The sequence below is a fragment of the Parasphingorhabdus flavimaris genome, from assembly GCF_013371215.1.
GTDB lineage: Bacteria > Pseudomonadota > Alphaproteobacteria > Sphingomonadales > Sphingomonadaceae > Parasphingorhabdus > Parasphingorhabdus flavimaris.
Window position 1 is genome coordinate 1 of the sequence record NZ_JABWMH010000004.1, and the last position, 21,481, is coordinate 21,481.

A 21,481-nucleotide genomic window follows, 5' to 3' on the forward strand; every position below is an offset into this window, starting at 1 on the left:
AAGACCATTGAACATCGGCGCTTGCAACACCGCAAGCTAGCCGCCTAATATCAACCAATAAGACGAGGCCGATGCTCCGCTAATTTACGCAGCCATCTGTGCCAAATGTTCTGACGACGGACAGGCTGCCCATCCGGAAAATCCTTTTCCAGAGGCGCTCAAACCGGTCATGCCGGCCGAACTGCCCTTTGTTCTGCTCGGCAAGAACCCGCCGATCGATGACTGGACCAAATGGTGTGATCCGGCAAACGCAGCGCTCGACAAGCCGTTCGCCGAATTTCTTGCGCAGCAGGGTTTGAACGAGGAAGCGATCCGGCTGGGCTATGATCTTGCGCCCTATCACGGACGAAATTCGCGCGACGTCTCCACGATGATGATGAGCTTTAACAGCGGTTTCGTGCAAAACCAGATCGCCGCGGGGCCGGAATCATTCGCGGCAAAGGGTGGCAACATAAAATTGCCGGAGGCCATGGCGGCGCAGTTAAAGGGTGACGTGATTCTGGGAAAACCGGTGGCCGCGATCGAACAAAATGCCGGCGGGGTTATCGTGTCCTGTCGCGATGGTTCGCGCTTTCAGGCGGCAAAACTGGTCTGTTCCCTGCCGCTTGCGGCGTTGCGGAACGTCGATATTACGCCCGGGCTTCCGGCGCTGCAGGCAAAGGCCGTTGAAGAAGTCAGCTATCAGCCGATCTCGATAGCATTCCTGACCGCCAAAGCGCCTTTCTGGGAAGAAGACGGTTTCGCACCCGGCATGTGGAGCGACAGTTTCTCCAGCACCGTAATTCCCCAGCGATACGGAGCAACCGACGAAGAAGTGACCGGACTGATGGTACAGGCGCGCGGCGACCTCGCGCTTGAATGGGACAGGCTCGGGGCGGAAACCGCCATGGCAAAGATCGTCGCCGATATCGAAGCAATGCGTCCGGCGGCAAAAGGAAAACTGGAGACACGCCATTATCACAGCTGGGCTCAAGAAGAATTTTCAGGCGGAGCTTGGGCCTATCATGGCGCTGGCCAAGCGACGACATTACCGAATGTGATCGCCGACAGGGCCGGGCCGATCAGCTTCTGTGGCGAGCACACGGAAAATGTTTCCCGGGGCGTCGAGGGCGCACTGGCGTCAGCCGAACGCGTTGCGCTGGAAATTCTTGCCGGATAAGGTCGCCAGTCCCTGTTCGCATGATGGATGTGCCTTGAGTATCGGGACTGCCCTAATCTGCAGCTGCTTTGGGCCGGACGATGTTAGATCAATGGAGCTGGCCAGCAGAAGATGATCGTCATCACTGTTTTGCGAAACAAATCCCATTGTTTTAGAACCCATCGACATGGATCATTATAGACGCTTCCATTGTCCGAAGACAAAAAGCCTGTTTTCAAATCCTTAGCCTTTGTGATATCGCGTCCGTTCACCCGATAATCGCGGTTTATTATCATGCTGTGACGCAATGCTTCGCCACGAAAGCATGGTCTTCTAGGAGAGAAAAATGTCTGTCGTAACCACTGAAAAACATGACAATATTCTGGTCATCATTTCCAACAATCCTCCGGTAAACGCGCTCGGCGCCGCGGTTCGCCAGGGTTTGGTCGACGGCATCAACGAGGCGCTCTCCGATGAAAGCGTAGAGGCCGTGGTCATCCGCTGCGACGGACGGACTTTTTTTGCAGGCGCTGATATCACCGAATTTGGCAAGCCGATGAAGGGACCGAATCTGGGCGAGGCGCTTGACCAGCTGGAGGCGAGCAACAAGCCGGTCGTTGCAGCCATCCACGGCACCGCGCTCGGCGGTGGCTGCGAGGTTGCCTTGGCCTGCCACTACCGGGTGGCGGTTCCGTCGGCGAAAATCGGTCTGCCCGAAGTCAAATTGGGTCTGATCCCCGGCGCTGCAGGAACCCAGCGCCTGCCGCGCGTGGTTGGCGCAGAAGCCGCCTTGCCGATGGTCGTGATCGGCAACCCGGTTTCGGCCAAAAAGGCCCATGGCATCGGCCTGATCGACAAGATCGTCGGCGAAGACAGTCTGGCTGAAGACGCGATGGCTTTCGCCCGCGAGCAGATTGGCAAGGCGCCCCCGCGCTCTTCGGAAGGCACGGCAAATCAGGACGGCGTCCGGAACCCGGCCATATTCGACGATTTCCGCCAGCAAAGCGGTCGCAAGATTCGTGGCTTCGACGCCCCGGAAGCCGGTATCCAGGCGGTCAAGGCAGCGGGCGAAATGTCCTATGCCGATGGCGTGGCCAAAGAACGCGAACTGTTCACCAAATTGATGACCGGCACCCAGGCGGCTGCGATGCAACATTATTTCTTTGCCGAACGGGCGGCCAACAAGATTGACGGTATCGATCCCAAGATCGACCTGATCCCGATCAGGAAAGTCGGCATTCTGGGTGCGGGCACCATGGGCGGCGGCATCGGCATGAACTTCTTGTCCGCCGGCATACCGGTGACGATTGTCGAGCTGAAAGAAGAAGCGCTCGACCGCGGCGTCGGCGTCATCCGCAAGAATTACGAGAATACCGCCAAGCGCGGCCGCATGACCGAGCAGCAGGTCGAAGACGCCATGAGCATCTTGACGCCCAGCCTGTCCTACGACGATCTCGCCGACTGCGATCTAGTGATCGAGGCGGTGTTCGAGAATATGGACGTCAAAAAGGAAGTGTTCACCAAGCTTGATGCCATCGTCAAACAGGGCGCAATCCTTGCCAGCAACACCAGCTATCTCAATATCGACGAGATAGCGGCAGTAACCAAGCGTCCCGAATATGTTCTGGGACTCCATTTTTTCTCTCCGGCCAATGTGATGAAATTGCTGGAAATCGTACGCGGCGAAAAAACCGCCGACGATGTGCTGATGACCGCGATGAAGCTGTCGAAAAAAATCGGCAAGGTCGCAGCGGTGTCGGGCGTCTGCCCCGGCTTCATCGGCAACCGGATGCTCAGCCCGCGTCAGGAACAGGCCAATGCGATGCTCATGGAGGGCGCCAATTACTGGGAAGTAGACGATGTCCTGCTCGAATTTGGTTTCCCGATGGGACCCTTCCAGATGTCCGATCTCGCCGGTGTCGATATCGGATGGCATCGTGATCCGGAACGCATCGAAACAATGCGCGATGCTTTGTGCGCGGTCGGGCGCTGGGGCCAGAAAGTCGGCAAGGGATTTTACGATTATGACCAGGCGCGTCAACGGACGCCTGCTGACGAGGTCAAACAGATCATCGCCGAATTTGCTGCCAAGGCAGGCAAGGAACAGCGCGAGATTTCAAAGGACGAAATTCGCGAGCGGCTGCTCTATCCGATGGTCAATGAAGGTGCCAAAATCCTCGAAGAAGGCATGGCACAGCGGGCCAGCGATATCGATGTCGTCTGGATCAACGGCTATGGCTGGCCGCTTTATACCGGTGGCCCGATGTTCTGGGCCGATACCGTCGGTCTCGACAAGGTCGTCGCCGGACTCGAGAAGCACAATCTACCGGTTGCCGATATGCTCCGGGACAAGGCGAGCAAAGGCGAAAAGTTCAACGGATAGGTTTTAGGTTTATCGAATAGGAGAGAATAAATTGGCAACTCAAGCTATAGATCCACTGGAAAAGTGGACGCCGAGCAATGGATGGCCCCTGCGGTCGCGTGATGAAATCGAAACCTTGTTATGCGCACCGGGTGAACCATTTGAAATGGAGATGGTCGATATTGAAGGCGTCGCCACCCGCGTCTGGAAAAACGCCCATCCCAGCCTGGCGGCTCTCGCCGAGCATGCCCGCGGTCATGGTGATAGCGAATTTCTGATATTCGAAGACGAGCGCGTCACCTATGCCAACTGGTATCGTGCCGTCGCCGCTCTCGCGGTGGAGCTGCAGAACATCGGTGTCGCCAAGGGTGACCGGGTATCGCTCGCGATGCGCAACCTCCCGGAATGGCCGGTGATCTTCTTTGCTGCCGCTTCTATCGGCGCCATTGTTGTGCCACTCAATGCCTGGTGGACAGATCAGGAACTGGTCTTCGGACTGGAAAATTCACAGACCAGCGTCTTGCTCTGCGACGCCGAACGATGGGACCGGATTTCGCCACATCTGGCTGAACTGCCCGACCTCAAACATGTCATAGTGGCCCGTAGCCAAAGCGAACTGGCCACAGCGGCCCGGCCGCTGGAAGCGATTATCGGACGGCCCAATGATTATGGCAATCTTCCGGATCAGGACTTGCCCGCGGTCGATATTGCACCGGATGACGCGGCGACGATTTTCTATACCAGCGGTACAACCGGACAACCCAAAGGCGCACTCGGCAGCCATCGCAACCTGACAACCAATGCGATTTCTTCCGGCTATGCCGGAACGGTCGCGGCATTGCGCCGGGGAAATGAACTGCCCGAGCCTACCGTCCGGGTTGGCCTGACAGTCATACCCATGTTCCATTGCACCGCCTGTTCCGCAACCATGATGCCAACGGTTCATGGCGGCCACAAGATGATATTCCTGCACAAGTGGGACACGGTGAAAGCGATGGAGATCATCGAACGGGAAAAGGTCAACGCGACCGGCGGTGTTCCGTTTATCGCGTGGCAATTGATCGAACATCCGGACCGCGAGAAATATGATCTGAGCTCGATCGACTCGATCAGCTATGGTGGAGCGCCCTCAGCGCCCGAACTGGCCCGAAAGATCTTTGAAGTCTTTGGCGCACTGCCCGGCAACGGCTGGGGCATGACCGAAACAACGGCGACGGTTACAGGCCATAGCGCCGAGGATTATCTCAATCGCCCGACCAGTTGCGGCCCGCCGGTGGCGGCTGCCGACCTGAAGGTCATGAGCGAGGATGGCAGCACCGAAATGCCGATCGGCGAGGTCGGTGAACTATGGGCGCGCGGACCGATGGTCGTCAAAGGCTATTGGAGACGACCCGACGCAACCGCCGAAACCTTTGTCGATGGCTGGGTGCGAACCGGCGATCTGGCGCGACTGGATGACGAGGGCTTCTGCTATATCGTCGACCGTGCGAAGGACATGATCATCCGCGGAGGCGAGAATATCTACTCGTCTGAAGTCGAGAATGTGCTCTACGATCATCCTGCGGTGATGGATGCTGCGCTGGTTGGCATCGATCACAAGATGCTGGGCGAAGAACCCGCCGCCATTGTGCAACTGGTTCCGGGACAGAAAGCCAGCGAGGCGGAATTGCAGGCCTGGGTGCGCGAACGACTGGCCAATTTCAAAGTGCCGGTGAAAATCCTGTTCAGAACGGACAGCCTGCCGCGCAACGCCAATGGCAAGATCCTGAAGAAGGACCTCAAGTCGCTTTTCTGAGACCCGCTAGGCTTTTGGTGTCAGGCGGATCATGCCTTCCTGCACGGCCGTCGCCACCAGAAGCCCGTCCTGCGTAAACAGGGACCCGCGATTGAGGCCGCGCGTATTGCCGGTCCAGTCGCTGTCCATGACATAGCAGATCCACTGGTCGACCCTGAAATCGTCATGGAACCACATCGCATGGTCGAGGCTGGTCGAGAACAGGCCCGGCGTGGTCCAGTGCAGCCCGTGGGGGATCATCGACGTCGAGAGCAGTCCCATGTCCGACGCAAAGGCCAGAGCGGCGCGATGGGTCAGCGGGTCATCCGGGAGCGGTGCCACGGTTTTGAACCATTGATATTGGCGCGCATCCGGATTCTTGCCTTCCGGACGAAAGCTACGCATTTCAAAGGGTCTCGGCACGCTCATCCGTTCGATATGCTCGTCCGATATCAGCGGATTGCAGGCGATTTGTTCCATCGCGCTCATACATTGCTCGGGCGGCAAGACGTCGGGCATCGCGATCTGATGCTCGAGCCCCTCGGCCGCTTTCTGGAAGGATGCGGTCAGGTTGAAAATGACCTTGTCATCCTGCCGGACGACAACCCTGCGGTTGGAAATGCTGCGGCCGTCAAAGTCCCGGTGCACCCGGAAATGCAGCGGCTTGGTTTCATCCCCGGCCCGCAGGAAATAGGAATGGAGCGAATGGATATTCTTCTCATCATCCACCGTGCGATCCGCCGCGACGATCGCCTGGGCAATCACCTGACCACCGAAAATCCGTTCCCGCGCCGTTGAATTGAGGGCCGGAAAGATGAATTCGTCATCATCTTCCGCCGTCAAATCAAAGGTGCGAAGCAATCGCGATATCAGCTTCTCTGCGGGCACGGAGGACCGATGGGCCAAGGCATCCGACAACCGGCGCTCGACTTGTGCGTCTGTTAATTTTTTCAAAACTGCTTCTGTTCCTTGCTATGCGCCAGGCCCGAATGGACGCGCGCGATCAGGGATAAATTTCGAACAGGCCGGCACCGCCCTGTCCACCGCCAATGCACATGGTAACCACGCCCCATTTTGCGCCACGACGGCGGCCTTCTTGCAACAAATGGCCGGCACAGCGTGCACCGGTCATGCCGAACGGATGGCCGATCGAGATCGAGCCGCCGTTGACATTATATTTCGCCGGATCAATTCCGAGACGGTCACGGCTGTAAAGACACTGGCTGGCGAATGCTTCGTTCAGTTCCCAGATATCGATATCATCAACGGTCAGCCCCTGCCGTTCCAGCAGTTTGGGAACCGCAAATACCGGGCCGATGCCCATTTCATCCGGCTCGCAGCCGGCCACGGCCCAGGACACAAAACGTCCCAGTGGTTTCAGTCCGCGGCGTTCCGCTTCCTTGGCTTCCATCAGCACGAGAGCTGCCGCGCCGTCGGACAACTGGCTGGCATTGCCGGCCGTGATGAACTTGTCTTCGCCCATGATCGGCTTCAGGCTGGCAAGGCCTTCCAATGTCGTTGACGGCCGATTGCACTCGTCGCGGTCGACGGTGTAGTCGACAATGGTTTCTTCCTTGGTTTCCCGGTCGACCATTTTCATCTTGGTCTGCATCGGCACGATTTCATCGTCAAACAGCCCGGCTTCCTGCGCCGCCGCGATCCGCTGCTGCGATTGCAGGGAATATTCATCCTGATACTCGCGGCTGATATTATACCGTTCCGCGACGATATCGGCGGTTTCGATCATCGGCATGAAGATGGCCGGCGCAATTTTCAGGATTTCCTGGTCAATGCTGCCTTCTTCTGCCCGTGTCCCCTGCATCGAGATACTCTCGACGCCGCCCGCTACGACACAGTCTGCACCGTCGCCCCGGATATGGTTGGCCGCAATGGCGATCGACTGCATGCCCGAAGAACAGAAGCGATTGACCGTCGCCCCCGCAGTTGTCTTGGGGAGACCCGCGAGAAGCGCCGCGTTGCGTCCGATATTCGGGGCCGCATGCGCCACATTGCCGAATATGCAATCATCGACAAAATCGCCTTCAACACCGGACTTGGCAACCGCATGTTTGACGGCATGGGCAGCCATGGTCATCGGAGGCGTGATATTGAAGCCACCACGACCAGCTTTGGCAAGCCCGGTACGGGCATAGGATACGATGACTGCTTCACGCATTTGATTTCTCCGGTTGATGCTCAAAGCCGATGCTTTGATTGAATGGCATTTGAACAAGACGGCCTAAGATTATTTGGAACCTTGTCAAGATATCCGCGGTTGGACATCGCGCGCCTTTGCGGCTGGACATCGGGAATATCTGCCACGGGCACGACTTTCCTGCCGGCGCTCCGGCAAAAAGAAATCTTTTCATGAAAATGTCGGCGGTCTGCGCGAATGTCGATGTTCGTCCACGCAGACCGCGGCCTGCAGATTCCGGGAAACCGGTATCTGCCTATATTTTTTTCACTCGCCGGATCGTGCGATCGATTCCAGAGCGGCAAGATCAATCTCGTCAAGCACGGCACGGAGATCCGCTACGGAATCGGCGTCACCGTCGACCTGCACATTGAAACGGTCGCCAACGATTACCCCGTAGCGGCCATCCCTGCTGGCGCTGTCGTAGCGGATTGTGGTCAGACGGCCGTCAATCTTGCCCATTTTTTCGATCACGGTGCCATTCTGGCTTTCCGATTCCATATTCATCGCGTTGCCCAGCGTCGCGAGGCTCCCGGCAATACCCAGGTCGGTGATGGTCAGCTCGATGCTCTTTTCGTCATCGCCATAGCTGGCCGATGCGCTGGATGCTCCGACGCCGGCAACCGATGTTCCGCTGGACCGCGACCTGGTCTGTTCCAGCCCGCCTGGCAAGCTGGCCGGAAGCATCGCGGCGAGCTGCTTTGATGGCAATGTCGTGGCCTGGCCGCTTTGCGCCCGTTCGTTCGCAGCCGCCATTTTCTCGCCGGCTTTTTCCAGCTCGCTCAAATCCAGGGATCCGACACCGGGCACATTGACGCTGCCGGACAGGCTGCCGTCGCTGGTGTCCGGCACGCTGCTGGTCAAGAGCATCAGCGGAGCCAGAATGACGCTGAAAATCATCCCCGCAATGGCGCCGATGACGACGATCGCCACGGTGTAGATCACCGCCTTGTCTTCCGGCGCCTTCATCATCACCGGGATGCCGACATAGAGCAGATATAATCCATATAGCCCGAGAACCGTGAGCATCCCAAGACCGGGAACAAGCTGGAAAGCGCCCGCCACCCATGCCGCGGTTGCGCTATAGGCGGCGAGCTTGAAAGCATTGGTGCGATTGGCCGTTCCGCCGAAACGGGGGGCCAGAAAGTCGATCACCAGCGCCATCAGGAAAACCCCGATCAGCGTGAAAATGTAACTGACCACTGCGGTCGACAGCGCCGACAGGAAAGACGGCCGGTGCGTAATACCGAAAAAGCTGTTGCCGAACAGGACCGCGTGGATGAAGCCTGCCACTGGCCCGATCGCAGCCAGCGGAATGATGTAGGATTTGTAGATTGAAGCGATGCTAGCTGCTTCGCCTTCGATAATTGGCCATTCCTGGCGTGGTTGCAATAATATGGCCTTGGCCCGCTGCAACAATGTTGTTCCGATATGCCCTTCGTTCATATAACCACCTCGTAAACTTGACTGGTTACAACCCGGGCAACAGAATGGTCACAAAAGCAGTTAAAGTAAATGCCAATATTTCCGCAGTTTATCTGGCAAGGCAATTGCTGGTCACGGTACAGTTTAGTGCGGTTCGTGACGAACAAGGCCAAGGTGGCTTGAATATACCACAATGCAGACGGTTCAAAAGGCGCTACCCCGATTCAAGGGCAATCCATGGCCCGGCCAATATCGACGCAGCGGGCGTTGCCGCGTTTTTCAGGCGATGGCGGAGACCAGCCAGACCTTGCCCTGCATCATCACGCCTTTTCCCGGTACATGGTGGGTAGCAAAAAGGCTGACCAGATCCTTGTGGGCGGCTGCAACGACCGCCTCGCCCTGGTCACGCAGCAATCGGCCGGTGGCCATCGCGGCCGACGCAAAGTCGGCCGCCTGCTCCGGCGTTGCCCCGACACCACCAACGGGTTGCAGGGATTCATAGGCAGCAACATCAACATCGGAAAACCCTCCACGGCTCAATATCTCGCCGAGATATTCCAGATCCTCGAAGGCAAACGGCCCCGGCGCGCGCGGCACCGCCGGCGGAACTTCAACATGGTTTCTGACCACGCCCATCATCTCCATCATCCAGAGATTATCGCGCGGTGGCCCCCAGACCGCCAGATCAACGCGGCCGCCCTTTCGCAGAAGACCATGGAGATTTTGAAAAGCAGCAAACGGATCTTCAAAAAACATGCTGCCGAAACGGGAGAAAAGGCGATCATATGGAGAATCCGGCAAATTGACGGTCGCGGCATCGGCGCAGGTAAATTCCATATTTGTCGCGCCAGCCTGCGTTGCGCGCTGCCGGGCTGCTGCCACAAGGTCCGGCGAAATATCGACTCCCCTGACCCTGCCCGAAGGAGCAATTTTCTGCGCGATCGCAAGCGTTGTCGCGCCGCCACCGCACCCCAGATCGATCACCGTTTCGCCGGGCTGGAAATCGGCCCGAGCGAGCAACGCGTCACCGATCGGTGCTATCATCTCCTCGAATGCGTCGAGGTTGGCCAGCCATTTCAACCCCATTTCACCCGCCCAGTCTTCCGGTTTCACCGTGTCGGGCTGCGGGTCTTTGCGAGAACTGTCATCGTTCATGGAAATGGTCCTGTCCTATAATATTTTCGCGAAGCCCGCCGTTCCCGAGCGGGCGTTTTCTCTATCGGTTGCCGATTGTGCCGCAGGGTCAGCCTCTTTCGCGGCCTTCATCACCTGCGCCGGGTCGGGCCGGTCAACCAGCAAGGCCTCCATCGTTCTGACACACAGACGCGAGGCGTCATCGGCAAGATCATACCAAATCTGCTTTCCATCCCGGCGCGTTTTCACGACGTCTGCCTGTCGCAAGGCCGCCAGTTGCTGGCTGAGCGCCGGCTGGCCAATGCTCGTCGCCATATCGATGTCGCTGACGCTGCTTTCGCCGCGCAGCAGGTAGGACAGGATCATCAGCCGCTGGGGCTGGGCAAAGATTTTCAGCTTCTCGGTCGCCGCATCTGCCTGTTCCCGGCTTTCAAAAATGGCCGTCACGGGGCCTTCACCTTGTGGCAGAACCAGTCGTCTTCGCGGCTGATATTTCCCGCAGCTATCGGCGGTGCGGCGAGCACGTCATCGCCGGGCTGCCATCCTTCCGGGATCAGGACGTCAGCCTTTTCGGTGAGTTGCAGGGCGGCCAACAGACGGATCATCTCGTCGACCGAGCGCCCGACATTGTGCGGATAGCAGGTTGTCGCCCGGATGATGCCGGCGGGATCGATAAAATAGCTGGTCCGCATCGCCGCAGAATCGGCGGCATTTTCGTCGATCATGCCAAAGGCGCGACCCACCGCCATGCTCGGATCTTCCACGATCGGAAAGGGTATCTGGACGTCGAACCGCTCCTCGATGGCGCGAGCCCAGGCAAGATGGGCATAGAGACTGTCGACGGACAGGCCCAGCAGCGCGCAGTCCATCGCTTCAAACTGGTCCTGATGGCGCGCCAGCGCGACAAATTCGGTCGTGCAGACCGGGGTGAAATCGGCGGGGTGCGAAAAGAAGATCAGCCACCGGCCGCGATAGTCGGACAGCTTGACCGGGCCGTGGGTTGTCCGCGCCTCGAAATCGGGCGCACTGTCACCGATACGCAATGACCCTGACTTTACCTGCAACGCGTCTGACATTAATTTTCACCTCTCCCGAGAATTGGCAGTATTGGCATATTGACGCAACACATATAATGTATTACATAGTTTATGTAAATATGAATTTGAGGAATTATCCATGACTGATTCGACACTGATTCATGCAACGGAACAAATCTCCCGCGCGCAGCAGCAGCTCCCTGTTATCAAGGCTTTCTTTGATCAGCCGACCTACACGGTGACCTATGTGGTGCATGACAAGAAAACAAAATGCGCCGCGATCATCGACAGCGTATTCGATTTCGACCCGGCTTCCGGTCGAACCTCCTTCGATTCCGCTGACGAAGTCATTGCCTATGTCAAGGAACAGGACCTGACGGTCCAGTGGTTGCTCGAAACCCACGCCCACGCCGACCATCTGTCGGCTGCGCCCTATCTGCAGGAAAAGCTCGGTGGCAAGATTGCCATTGGCGAGCATATCGTGACGGTGCAGGACGTGTTCGGCAAATTGTTCAACGCCGGCACCGATTTCCAGCGCGACGGATCGGATTTTGACCGTCTGTTCGCCGACGGAGACACGTTCAAGATCGGCGATCTCGATGTGACGGTAATGCACGTGCCCGGACATACACCGGCCGATATCGCCTATGTCATCGGCGATGCGGTCTTCGTTGGCGATACGATGTTCATGCCGGATTACGGAACCGCCCGGGCCGATTTTCCCGGCGGTGATGCGCGCAAGCTCTACCAGTCGATGCGGCGGCTGTTGTCGCTACCCGATACCACCCGCCTGTTCATGTGCCATGATTATCTGCCGGCTGGCCGGACCGAATATGTCTGGGAAACCACCGTCGCCGAGCAGCGGAAGAATAATATCCATGCCCATGACGGCGTGACCGAGGACGAGTTTGTCAAAATGCGGACCGAGCGGGACAAGACGCTGGATATGCCGCGACTGATCCTGCCCTCGGTGCAGGTCAACATGCGGGCCGGCCATTTGCCGCCCGAGGAAGACAATGGCGTGCGTTATCTCAAAGTTCCGTTGAACGGCGTCTGATGCTCGCTGCTTTTCCTCATGCCATGCCGCTGGAAGGCCTGATCGGCGGACTGATGATCGGTGTCGCCGCAGCAGTGATGCTGCTTGGCCTCGGCCGTATCGCCGGGGTCAGCGGCCTCGCCGCACGGGCCACCGGAATCGCCGACAGTGGCACCCCGCGCGGCATTGCCATCGCCTTCATCATCGGCGTGCCGCTCGGCGCTCTGCTGATATCCCTGATCACCGGCGGGATTGAAACCCGCTTTCCGCCATCGGTCATTCCCCTGGTCATCGGCGGTTTGCTGGTCGGCTATGGCACCCGCCTTGGCTCGGGCTGCACCAGCGGCCACGGCGTCTGCGGCATGTCGCGCCTGTCCCCGCGATCGCTGATCGCCACCGCCATCTTCATGGCGAGCGGCTTCGTCACGGTTGCGCTGATGCGTGCGGGAGGCTTTCTATGAAACAGCTTTTGGTCGCTCTGATCGCCGGATCTTTATTTGGTGCTGGCCTCGCCTTTTCCGGCATGGCCGATCCTGCGCGGGTCCAGGGCTTTCTCGATCTCTTCGGCCGCTGGGACCCGACCCTTGCCTTCGTGATGGGTGGAGCGATGACCCCCATGGCCATCGCCTGGATTATCCAGCGGCGCCTCGAAAAGCCTTTCGCCGGCGAACAATTCTCGCTCCCGGGCACGACGTTGATCGACCGCAAGCTGACGATCGGTGCGGTCCTGTTCGGGACCGGCTGGGGCATCAGCGGCCTCTGCCCGGGACCAGGCTTCGCCGACCTGGCGATCAACCCCCTGCCTGCCCTCGCATTTGTAGCAGCCCTGCTGGCGGGCATGATCGCACATCGCGTTACGAGTTAGGCAATGATATGAGCACGAGGGATATAGGATGACGAACATGGCAGAAAACAACGACTCAGAGGCCCCGGCCAACCGGTTTAATGTCGTCATCGTCGGCGGTGGATCTGCCGGCATCGCGACCGCCGCAAGCATGTTGAAGCGAGACGGAAAAATCTCGCTGGCGATCATCGACCCGGCTGATGACCATTATTACCAGCCCGGCTGGACGATGGTCGGGGGCGGTGCTTTTTCAGCGGAGTTCACGCACCGCAAGGAAAAGGATCTGATCCCGGCGGGGGCACAATGGATTCAGGCTGCGGTCAGCTCCTTCGATCCTGAAAACAATGCCGTCCTCACCGCCGACGGGCAGAAGATCGGCTATGACGTGCTGATCGTCTGTCCGGGCATCAAGCTCGACTGGGAAGCCATTGACGGCCTGCCGGAGACCCTGGGAAAGAATGGTGTCACCTCCAACTACCGCTATGATCTCGCGCCCTATACCTTCCGGCTGGTCAAGGAAATGACCGGCGGAACGGCCTTGTTCACCCAGCCGCCAATGCCGATCAAATGCGCCGGCGCGCCGCAAAAGGCGATGTATCTGTCCTGCAGCAAGTGGGAGAAACAGGGGGTGCTGGGCAATATCGACGTGCAGTTTCACAACACCGGCGCCGTGCTCTTCGGCGTCAAGGAATATGTGCCCGCGTTGATGGAATATATCGAGCGCTACGACGCGCATCTGAACCTCGAATCCAGACTGGTCGCGATCGACGGTCCGGCAAAGGTCGCGACATTCGAACAGAAACAGGGCGAGAAAACCAAAAGGGTCGAAGTGAAGTTCGACATGATCCATGTGGTTCCGCCGCAAGTGGCGCCTGATTTCGTCCGCTCCAGCCCGCTGGCCGCCGAAAGCGGCTTTGTCGATGTCGATCCGGCCACGCTGCGGCACACGAAATATGCCAATATATTCGCACTCGGCGATGCCTGCAGCGCTCCCAATGCCAAGACGATGGCAGCAGTTCGCAAACAGGCGCCGATTGTTGCGGTCAATGCGCTCGCAGCCCTCGATGGCAAACCGCCGGTCGCCGATTATGACGGCTATGGCAGTTGCCCGCTAACCGTCGAGCGCGGCAAAGTGGTGCTGGCCGAATTCGGCTATGGCGGCAAATTGCTCCCGAGCTTCCCCAACTGGCTGATCGACGGCACGCGGCCATCGCGGCTTTCGTGGCTGTTGAAGGACACGATCCTGCCGCCGGTCTACTGGCATGGCATGCTCAAGGGCCGCGAGTGGATGGTCAAGCCCCACCGGATCGGTGCGGACTGAGCCGGTCCCATGAAAATCGCCCGCTATTTGCCGATCCTCGATTGGGGCAGCCGCTATAACAGCACCACGCTGACCAATGACGGCGTCGCCGCAATCATTGTCACGATCATGCTGATCCCGCAAAGCCTGGCTTATGCCATGCTCGCAGGGCTGCCACCCGAAATCGGCCTCTATGCCTCGATCCTGCCGCTGATCGCCTATGCGATATTCGGGACCAGCCGGACATTGGCAGTTGGACCGGTTGCGGTGGTATCGCTGATGACCCTCACCGCCGCCAGCGCGATAGCGCCGCCCGGCAGCGCGGACTTTATTGCGGCCGCCTTGGTTCTGGCGTTGCTGTCAGGCCTGTTCCTCTTGCTCATGGGCATATTCAAGCTAGGATTCCTGGCCAATCTGCTCTCCCACCCCGTCGTTTCCGGCTTCATCACCGCCAGCGGCATCATCATCGCGACCAGCCAGCTTAAATCGATCTTCGGTATCAAGGCGAGCGGCGCCGCCATGCCCGAACTGGTCTCCAGCATAGCCGCGACAATCGGGACGACCAATATCCCGACGCTGATCATCGGCGTTTCCGCCACCGCCTTTCTCTTCTGGGTCCGCAAGGGTCTCAAGCCGCTGTTAATGCGCATTGGCCTCCCTGCGCGGCCAGCTGAACTGATTGCTAAGGCAGGACCGATTGCTGCCGTTGCCGTCTCGACAATTGCAACGATAGCCCTCGGACTGGAAGCCAAAGGCGTCAGCGTGGTCGGTGATATCCCGCAAAGCTTGCCGCCATTTTCCGTACCGCTTATTGATCTGGAATTATGGACAACACTCGCCATTCCGGCTCTGTTGTTGAGCATTATCGGATTTGTCGAATCTGTCTCCGTCGGCCAGACCTTGGCGGCCAAGCGCCGCCAGCGGATCGACCCGGATCAGGAACTGATCGGCCTTGGCGCAGCCAATATCTCGGCGGCTTTTTCCGGCGGCTATCCGGTGACTGGCGGCTTTGCCCGTTCGGTCGTCAATTTCGATGCCGGTGCCGAGACGCCGGCCGCCGGCGCCTTCACCGCGATCGGAATCGCCCTGGCGGCACTTTTCCTGACACCGCTGCTGGCCTCCCTTCCGATCGCCACGCTGGCCGCGACCATCATTGTTGCCGTGCTCAGCCTCGTCGATCTCAAGACCCCGCTAACAATCTGGCGCTATTCCAAAGCCGATTTCGCGGCAATGGCGGCCACCATTGGCGTGACGCTGCTCGCCGGTGTCGAACCGGGCGTGATCGCGGGTGTCGGGTTGAGTCTCGCCCTGTTCCTGTGGCGCAGTTCGCGGCCCCACGCGGCGATTGTCGGTCGGGTCCCCGAATCCGAGCATTTTCGCAATGTCGACCGGCACAAGGTTTTCACCGATCCCCGCATATTGACGATCCGGATCGACGAAAGCCTGACCTATCTCAACGCGCGCTGGCTGGAAGAATTCATCCTCGAACAAGTGGCGGAGCAAAAGACCGTGCGCCACGTCATCCTGATGTGCTCGGCGGTCAACGCAATCGACGCATCGGCACTGGAAAGCATCGAGGCGATCAACCACCGGCTCGACGACGGCGGCATCTCGCTCCATCTTTCCGAGGTCAAGGGTCCGGTGATGGACCGGCTCAAACGCTCGCACTTCCTCGACCAATTGTCTGGGAAAGTATATCTTTCGCAAAATGCAGCTTATTCCGCGCTAATTGCAATTGCGGACAATGAAGACAAAGCCGACAGTCCGGTTGATATTTGGAACGCAAGGGGCCTGATATGATGGAAAATGATCTCGCAATCAATTTGGCGCGGATCCAGTTCGCGTTTACCGTCAGCTTCCATTTCCTGTTCCCGGCATTTACCATCGGCATCGCCAGCTATCTCGCGGTACTCGAGGGACTCTGGCTGAAAACCGACAATGGCGTCTACGCCAACCTCTACCGTTACTGGCTCAAGATTTTCTCCATTGTCTTTGCGATGGGCGTCGTCTCCGGCATCGTCATGTCCTACCAGTTCGGGACAAACTGGTCGGTATTTTCCGACAAGGCCGGACCGGTTATCGGACCGCTCATGGCCTATGAGGTGCTGACCGCCTTCTTCCTCGAGGCCGGGTTTCTGGGCGTGATGCTGTTCGGCATCAACAAGGTTGGCCGCAAACTGCATTTCGTTGCCACATTGGCCGTCGCCATCGGGACATTCATTTCCGCTTTCTGGATATTGTCGGTGAACAGCTGGATGCAGACGCCGGTCGGCTTTGCGATCAACGATGTCGGACAATATGTGCCCGCTGCCGGCTGGTGGGATATCGTCTGGAACCCCAGCTTCCCTTACCGTCTGGTGCACACCGTGCTCGCGGCCTATCTGACCACGGCCTTTGCGGTCGGCGCGGTCGGGGCATGGCATTTGCTCAAGGACAAGACCAACCCGGGCGCCCGCAAGATGTTCTCGATGGCAATGTGGATGGCCGCCATTGTGGCGCCGACCCAGATATTCATGGGCGACCTGCACGGCCTCAATACGCTCGAGCATCAGCCGGCCAAGGTGATGGCGATGGAAGGCCATTACGAAAGTCATCCCGACGGCGCGCCGCTGATCCTGTTCGGAATTCCCAACAGCAAGGAAAAGCGCATCGATTATGCGATTGAAATCCCCAATGCATCATCGCTGATCCTGAAGCATGACATGAATGCGCCGCTAGCCGGGCTTGATACCATCCCCGACGAGGACGAGCCGCCGGTCGGCATCGTATTCTGGGCGTTCCGGATCATGGTCGGCCTGGGCTTCGCGATGCTCGGCATCGGCATGTGGAGCCTGCTCGCGCGGTCGCGCAAGAAACTCTACGACTGGCCCCTGCTGCATCGCGCCGCCGTGGTGATGGGGCCATCGGGCTTCATCGCCGTCCTCGCCGGCTGGGTAACCACCGAAGTCGGACGCCAGCCGTTCACCATCTATGGCCTGCTGCGCACCAGCGAGAGCGCCGCACCACTCGACGCTCCGGCGGTCGCAGCATCGCTGCTCGCCTTCGTGGTGGTCTATTTCATCGTCTTCGGCGCCGGCATCGTCTATATCTTCAAACTGGCGGCGAAAACGCCCGAAGCTCACGAACCGACGCCCGACGATGCGCCCATCCGCACCGCTGGTATCACCCCGGCGGCGGCGGTGCTCGAAGGGGATCATGAGGAAGGAGCAGCGACATGAGCGGCACCGAACTGACCGTCATCTGGGCGGGCATCATCGCCTTTGCGGTCGTCGTCTATGTGATCATGGACGGCTTTGACCTCGGCATCGGCATATTGTTTCCCAATTTCAAAGTGGGTCCGGATCGCGACACCGCGATGAACAGTATCGCACCGGTATGGGATGGCAATGAAACCTGGCTGGTGCTGGGCGGGGGCGGACTATTGGCCGCTTTCCCGCTCGCTTATGCGATCATCCTGCCGGCGCTTTATGCGCCGCTGATCGCGATGCTGCTGGGTCTTGTCCTGCGCGGCGTCGCCTTTGAATTTCGCTGGCGCGACCCGGCCCACCGCGCGCGCTGGGATTTTGGTTTTACCGCAGGGTCGGTCATCGCGACCTTTGCCCAGGGCGTCACGCTTGGCGCATTGCTTCAGGGAATCACGGTCGAAGGCCGCGCCTATGCCGGCGGCTGGTGGGAATGGCTGACTCCGTTCAGCCTGTTGACCGGCTTTGCTTTGTTGGCGGGCTATGCCCTGCTCGGCTGCTGCTGGCTGATCTGGAAAACAGAAGGCCGTTTGCAGCGCCAATGCTACAGCTATGCCGGCCGTCTCGGCATCTTGCTGCTGCTGGCGATCATCGCGGTCAGCGCCGCCACGCCCTTTCTCGAGGAAGAATATTATACCCGCTGGCTCGCCTATCCCGGCGTTATCGCCACGGCGCAGATTCCGCTGGCCACACTGGTCATCTCGGTGCTGTTCTTCCGCAGCCTGTCAAAAAAGCAGGAAGCAGCTCCCTTCTTCTACGCGCTCGGTCTGTTCGGTCTCAGCCTCGTCGGCCTCGCGGTCTCGATGTGGCCGGATGTGATCCCCGGCCGGATCACGATCTGGGAAGCAGCCGCTCCCTATGAAAGCCAGATGTTCATGCTGATCGGCGCGGCGATCATGGTGCCGGTCATCCTCGCCTACACCGGCTGGGCCTATTGGGTGTTTCGCGGGAAGGTCGGAACGGACGGTTATCACTAATGGCTTTTGATCCGCTCTCGACCAATGGCAAAAGCGCGGACGACGCGCCTCTGCCAAAGCGCTTGCTCTGGATGATGGCCTATTGGGCGATGGGCGTTCTGGCGATCGGCACGGTCGGCTTTTTCATCCGGCTCTGGATCAAGACCTGAAGAACAAGCCGCAAGGCCCTTACTATTTCGTCCTCGACCTAATGGGCTTCGTCCCAGTTCTTGCCGGTCCCGATATCGACATCCAGCGGCACCGATAATTTCACCGCCGGTTCCGCCGCGCCCGACATCACCGTGCGGATCACCGCGCTTGCGGCCTCCACGTCGCCTTCGGGCAATTCGAACACCAGTTCATCGTGCACCTGCATCAGCATCCGGACATCGTCCAGCCCCGCCTCGACCAGCGCAGGCAGCATTCTTGCCATCGCGCGCTTGATGATGTCGGCGCTGGTACCCTGGATCGGCGCGTTGATCGCGGCGCGTTCGCTGCCCTGCCGTTCGGCCTGGTTGGACGACTTGATCCGCTCGAACCACGTCTTGCGGCCAAACAGGGTCTCGGTATAGCCGGTCTCGCGAACCGATTGCAGAGTGGTGGAGATATATTGATTGATGCCCGGGAAACGCTCGAAATAGGTATCGATCATCGCCTGCGCTTCATCCGGGTCTACTTCCAGCCGCTTGGCCAGACCCCAGCGCGAGATGCCATAGAGGATTGCGAAATTGATCGTCTTGGCGCGGGCGCGGGCGTCGCGGTCTTCGGCGCCGAACAGTTCGCGCGCGGTGCGGTTATGGATGTCCTCGCCATGGGCAAAGGCCTCTTTCAGGCTCGCCACATCGGCGATATGCGCGGCCAGCCTGAGCTCGATCTGGCTATAGTCGGCGGCAAGGATGACATTGCCGGGCGCGGCGACAAATGCCTGCCGGATCTGCCGCCCGATCTCGCTGCGGATCGGGATATTCTGCAGATTCGGTTCGGTCGATGACAGACGCCCAGTCTGCGCGCCACTGAGACTGTATGAGGTGTGCACGCGACCGGTCTTCGCGTTGATCTGTTCCTGCAGCGCGTCGGTATAGGTGGATTTCAGCTTCGCCAGCTGGCGCCAGTCGACGACCTTCTGCGCGATCGGTTCGCCGTCACCGGCCAGCCGTTCGAGCACGGTAACGTCGGTCGAATATTGACCTGACTTGCCCTTCTTGCCACCCTTCAGGCCAAGCTTGCCGAACAGAATTTCACCGAGCTGCTTGGGACTGCCAATGGAAAAAGGCTCTCCGGCCAACTCGTGAATCTGTGCTTCCAGCTTTTCCATTTCCTCGGCAAATGTCTTGGACAATCGCGCGAGTTCCTCGCGGTCGACGAGCACGCCGGTGGCCTCCATCCCGGCAATCACCGGCACCAGCGGACGGTCGACCATCTGATAGATGCGCGTTGCCCGTTCGGGCACCATCCGCAGGCGCAATATCTCCCACAGACGAAGCGTGACGTCGGCGTCCTCCGCGCCATATTCGGTCGCCTTCTCCAGCGGCACTTCGGCAAAGCCGATCGCCTTCTTGCCGGTGCCGGTGAGCGACTTGAAGCTGATACATTCATGACCCAGATGCAGCTTGGACAGTTCATCCATGCCGTGGCCGTGCAAGCCGGCGTCAAGGTTGAAGCTCATCACCAATGTGTCGTCAAACGGCGCAATCCTGATGTCATGCTGGGCCAGCACGCCCATGTCATATTTCAGATTCTGGCCGACTTTCAGCACCGCATCATCCTCGAGCAGCGGCGTGAGTCTGGCGAGCGCGTCATCGAAGCCGATCTGATCCGGCGTTTCGCCAAACATATCGCCGCTGCCGTGGCCGAGCGGAATATAACAAGCCTCGTTGGGACCTGTAGCAAGGCAGACCCCGACGATCCGCGCGGTCACGCTTTCAAGACTGTCTGTCTCCAGATCAATAGCGCAGACTCCTTTTGCGGTAGCGCGCTCTATCCACTGATCCAGCGCTGCCATCGTCTGCACACATTCATATGATGACCGGTCGATGGCCGGCGAATCTGCCGCCTTGACCGCCGACCGCGCCGAGGCCTTGTCATCGACATCGGGGTTCTGCGGCTCCGCCTGGCCATTGCCGCCGAGCTTTTTGAGCAGGCTGTTGAAACCGTGGTGCGACAGAAATTCGTGCAGCGGCTCGTGGGGGATATCCTGAATCAGGAAACTGTCCAGAGTGTCCGGCAACGGACAATCTTCCCTCAGCGTCACCAATATCCGCGACAGACGGGCCTGTTCGGCAAATTCGAGCAGATTATCCCGCATCTTGGATTTTTTCATCTTCGGCGCTGCGGCGAGCACGCTTTCAATATCGCCAAATTCGTTGATCAGCTTCGACGCCGTTTTCGGCCCGATCCCGGGGACCCCGGGAATATTATCGGAACTGTCACCCATCAGCCCCAGCACATCGCCCAGCTTCTCGGGACCGACACCGAATTTTTCCTCGACCGTCGCCCGGTTCATCCGCGCGTTCTTCATCGTGTCGAGCATGTCGACGCGACCTTCATCATTGGGCTCGATCAGCTGCATCAGATCCTTGTCAGACGATACGATCGTGACTTTCCAGCCCTCGGCCAGCGCCGCCCTGGTATAGGAGGCGATCATATCGTCGGCCTCGACATTCTCCTCCTCGATTAGCGGCAGCGAGAAAGCGCGCGTGGCATCGCGGATCATCGGGAATTGCGGCCTCAGGTCCTCGGGCGCTTCCGGACGATTGGCCTTGTACTGGTCGTAGAGATCGTTGCGGAAACTGGTACCCGCCTTGTCCAGAACCACCGCCATATGGGTGGGGCCATCGGCCTTGTTGAGCTCGTCGGCCAGCTTCCACAGCATCGTCGTATAGCCGTAGACTGCGCCAACCGGCTCGCCATGGACGTTGGTCAGCGGCGGGAGACGATGATAGGCCCGGAAAATATAGGCCGAGCCGTCCACGAGATAGAGATGATTGGGTTTGCTGTCAGGAGAATTGGTCATAGCCGCGAGCATTAGCAGCGCCCGTC

18 protein-coding genes are annotated in these 21,481 nt (G+C 59.0%); 11 read left to right on the forward strand and 7 right to left on the reverse strand.

Going from position 1 to position 21,481, the window contains the following annotated elements:
• Positions 1-169 precede the first annotated feature (169 nt).
• The 3 genes from HUO14_RS12745 to HUO14_RS12755 all read left to right on the forward strand — a co-directional run bounded on the left by HUO14_RS12745 (position 170) and on the right by HUO14_RS12755 (position 5,295).
• The gene (locus HUO14_RS12745; protein ID WP_176280230.1) at positions 170-1,159 is read left to right on the forward strand and encodes a flavin monoamine oxidase family protein; all 990 of its coding nucleotides are present in this window, start codon (positions 170-172) and stop codon (positions 1,157-1,159) included.
• A 325-nt stretch (positions 1,160-1,484) separates the two neighbouring features.
• On the forward strand, positions 1,485-3,521 hold the full coding sequence (locus HUO14_RS12750; RefSeq protein ID WP_176280231.1) for a 3-hydroxyacyl-CoA dehydrogenase NAD-binding domain-containing protein: 2,037 nt from the start codon (positions 1,485-1,487) through the stop codon (positions 3,519-3,521).
• A gap of 31 nt (positions 3,522-3,552) precedes the next feature.
• Positions 3,553-5,295 carry a class I adenylate-forming enzyme family protein gene (locus tag HUO14_RS12755; RefSeq protein WP_425500488.1) on the forward strand — a complete coding sequence of 581 codons (1,743 nt, stop codon included), beginning with the start codon at positions 3,553-3,555 and terminating at the stop codon, positions 5,293-5,295.
• Between the two features lie 6 nt (positions 5,296-5,301).
• Here HUO14_RS12755 and HUO14_RS12760 read toward each other — a convergent pair whose 3' ends face one another.
• The 6 genes from HUO14_RS12760 to HUO14_RS12785 form a co-directional block, all read right to left on the reverse strand.
• Entirely contained in the window at positions 5,302-6,228 is a 927-nt protein-coding gene (locus HUO14_RS12760) for an acyl-CoA thioesterase (RefSeq protein ID WP_176280232.1), read from the reverse strand.
• A gap of 49 nt (positions 6,229-6,277) precedes the next feature.
• On the reverse strand, positions 6,278-7,450 hold the full coding sequence (locus HUO14_RS12765) for a thiolase family protein (protein ID WP_176280233.1): 1,173 nt from the start codon (positions 7,448-7,450) through the stop codon (positions 6,278-6,280).
• Positions 7,451-7,735: 285 nt separating this feature from the next.
• On the reverse strand, positions 7,736-8,914 hold the full coding sequence (locus tag HUO14_RS12770; RefSeq protein ID WP_176280234.1) for a Yip1 family protein: 1,179 nt from the start codon (positions 8,912-8,914) through the stop codon (positions 7,736-7,738).
• 258 nt (positions 8,915-9,172) lie between these two features.
• On the reverse strand, positions 9,173-10,048 hold the full coding sequence (locus HUO14_RS12775; protein ID WP_176280235.1) for a class I SAM-dependent methyltransferase: 876 nt from the start codon (positions 10,046-10,048) through the stop codon (positions 9,173-9,175).
• A 15-nt stretch (positions 10,049-10,063) separates the two neighbouring features.
• Positions 10,064-10,474 (reverse strand): ArsR/SmtB family transcription factor, encoded by a 411-nt coding sequence (locus HUO14_RS12780; RefSeq protein ID WP_176280236.1) that lies wholly within the window; start codon positions 10,472-10,474, stop codon positions 10,064-10,066.
• Positions 10,471-11,103, reverse strand: coding sequence for a peroxiredoxin (locus HUO14_RS12785; RefSeq protein ID WP_176280237.1), 633 nt, complete (start codon positions 11,101-11,103; stop codon positions 10,471-10,473). Before HUO14_RS12785 ends, HUO14_RS12780 begins: the two co-directional genes overlap by 4 nt.
• 100 nt (positions 11,104-11,203) lie before the next feature.
• Between HUO14_RS12785 and HUO14_RS12790 the strand changes: the two genes are divergently transcribed.
• The 8 genes from HUO14_RS12790 to HUO14_RS12825 are packed head-to-tail and all read left to right on the forward strand — an operon-like array spanning position 11,204 to position 18,612.
• Positions 11,204-12,121 carry an MBL fold metallo-hydrolase gene (locus HUO14_RS12790; protein ID WP_176280238.1) on the forward strand — a complete coding sequence of 306 codons (918 nt, stop codon included), beginning with the start codon at positions 11,204-11,206 and terminating at the stop codon, positions 12,119-12,121.
• Complete coding sequence (locus tag HUO14_RS12795) at positions 12,121-12,561, forward strand: YeeE/YedE family protein (RefSeq protein WP_176280239.1); 441 nt, start codon at positions 12,121-12,123, stop codon at positions 12,559-12,561. Before HUO14_RS12790 ends, HUO14_RS12795 begins: the two co-directional genes overlap by 1 nt.
• Positions 12,558-12,965 carry a DUF6691 family protein gene (locus tag HUO14_RS12800; protein WP_176280240.1) on the forward strand — a complete coding sequence of 136 codons (408 nt, stop codon included), beginning with the start codon at positions 12,558-12,560 and terminating at the stop codon, positions 12,963-12,965. Before HUO14_RS12795 ends, HUO14_RS12800 begins: the two co-directional genes overlap by 4 nt.
• 28 nt (positions 12,966-12,993) lie before the next feature.
• Positions 12,994-14,265, forward strand: coding sequence for an NAD(P)/FAD-dependent oxidoreductase (locus HUO14_RS12805; RefSeq protein WP_176280241.1), 1,272 nt, complete (start codon positions 12,994-12,996; stop codon positions 14,263-14,265).
• A gap of 9 nt (positions 14,266-14,274) precedes the next feature.
• Positions 14,275-16,044 (forward strand): SulP family inorganic anion transporter, encoded by a 1,770-nt coding sequence (locus HUO14_RS12810; RefSeq protein WP_176280242.1) that lies wholly within the window; start codon positions 14,275-14,277, stop codon positions 16,042-16,044.
• The gene (locus HUO14_RS12815; protein WP_281365410.1) at positions 16,041-17,462 is read left to right on the forward strand and encodes a cytochrome ubiquinol oxidase subunit I; all 1,422 of its coding nucleotides are present in this window, start codon (positions 16,041-16,043) and stop codon (positions 17,460-17,462) included. Before HUO14_RS12810 ends, HUO14_RS12815 begins: the two co-directional genes overlap by 4 nt.
• Positions 17,459-18,463 (forward strand): cytochrome d ubiquinol oxidase subunit II, encoded by a 1,005-nt coding sequence (gene cydB, locus HUO14_RS12820; protein WP_176280243.1) that lies wholly within the window; start codon positions 17,459-17,461, stop codon positions 18,461-18,463. The genes HUO14_RS12815 and cydB overlap by 4 nt, the downstream gene beginning before the upstream one ends.
• Positions 18,463-18,612, forward strand: coding sequence for a DUF2474 family protein (locus HUO14_RS12825; RefSeq protein WP_176280244.1), 150 nt, complete (start codon positions 18,463-18,465; stop codon positions 18,610-18,612). The genes cydB and HUO14_RS12825 overlap by 1 nt, the downstream gene beginning before the upstream one ends.
• Positions 18,613-18,650: 38 nt before the next feature.
• Here HUO14_RS12825 and polA read toward each other — a convergent pair whose 3' ends face one another.
• Positions 18,651-21,455 (reverse strand): DNA polymerase I, encoded by a 2,805-nt coding sequence (gene polA / locus HUO14_RS12830; protein ID WP_176280245.1) that lies wholly within the window; start codon positions 21,453-21,455, stop codon positions 18,651-18,653.
• Positions 21,456-21,481 lie beyond the last annotated feature (26 nt).

Coding starts and splice junctions, on each gene's coding strand:
- HUO14_RS12745 (WP_176280230.1), top strand. CDS start 170: ATGCCGGCCGAACTGCCCTTTGTTCTGCTCGGCAAGAACCCGCCGATC.
- HUO14_RS12750 (WP_176280231.1), top strand. CDS start 1,485: ATGTCTGTCGTAACCACTGAAAAACATGACAATATTCTGGTCATCATT.
- HUO14_RS12765 (WP_176280233.1), bottom strand. CDS start 7,450: ATGCGTGAAGCAGTCATCGTATCCTATGCCCGTACCGGGCTTGCCAAA.
- HUO14_RS12770 (WP_176280234.1), bottom strand. CDS start 8,914: ATGAACGAAGGGCATATCGGAACAACATTGTTGCAGCGGGCCAAGGCC.
- HUO14_RS12775 (WP_176280235.1), bottom strand. CDS start 10,048: ATGAACGATGACAGTTCTCGCAAAGACCCGCAGCCCGACACGGTGAAA.
- HUO14_RS12785 (WP_176280237.1), bottom strand. CDS start 11,103: ATGTCAGACGCGTTGCAGGTAAAGTCAGGGTCATTGCGTATCGGTGAC.
- HUO14_RS12790 (WP_176280238.1), top strand. CDS start 11,204: ATGACTGATTCGACACTGATTCATGCAACGGAACAAATCTCCCGCGCG.
- HUO14_RS12795 (WP_176280239.1), top strand. CDS start 12,121: ATGCTCGCTGCTTTTCCTCATGCCATGCCGCTGGAAGGCCTGATCGGC.
- HUO14_RS12800 (WP_176280240.1), top strand. CDS start 12,558: ATGAAACAGCTTTTGGTCGCTCTGATCGCCGGATCTTTATTTGGTGCT.
- HUO14_RS12805 (WP_176280241.1), top strand. CDS start 12,994: ATGACGAACATGGCAGAAAACAACGACTCAGAGGCCCCGGCCAACCGG.
- HUO14_RS12810 (WP_176280242.1), top strand. CDS start 14,275: ATGAAAATCGCCCGCTATTTGCCGATCCTCGATTGGGGCAGCCGCTAT.
- HUO14_RS12815 (WP_281365410.1), top strand. CDS start 16,041: ATGATGGAAAATGATCTCGCAATCAATTTGGCGCGGATCCAGTTCGCG.
- cydB (WP_176280243.1), top strand. CDS start 17,459: ATGAGCGGCACCGAACTGACCGTCATCTGGGCGGGCATCATCGCCTTT.
- HUO14_RS12825 (WP_176280244.1), top strand. CDS start 18,463: ATGGCTTTTGATCCGCTCTCGACCAATGGCAAAAGCGCGGACGACGCG.
- polA (WP_176280245.1), bottom strand. CDS start 21,455: ATGACCAATTCTCCTGACAGCAAACCCAATCATCTCTATCTCGTGGAC.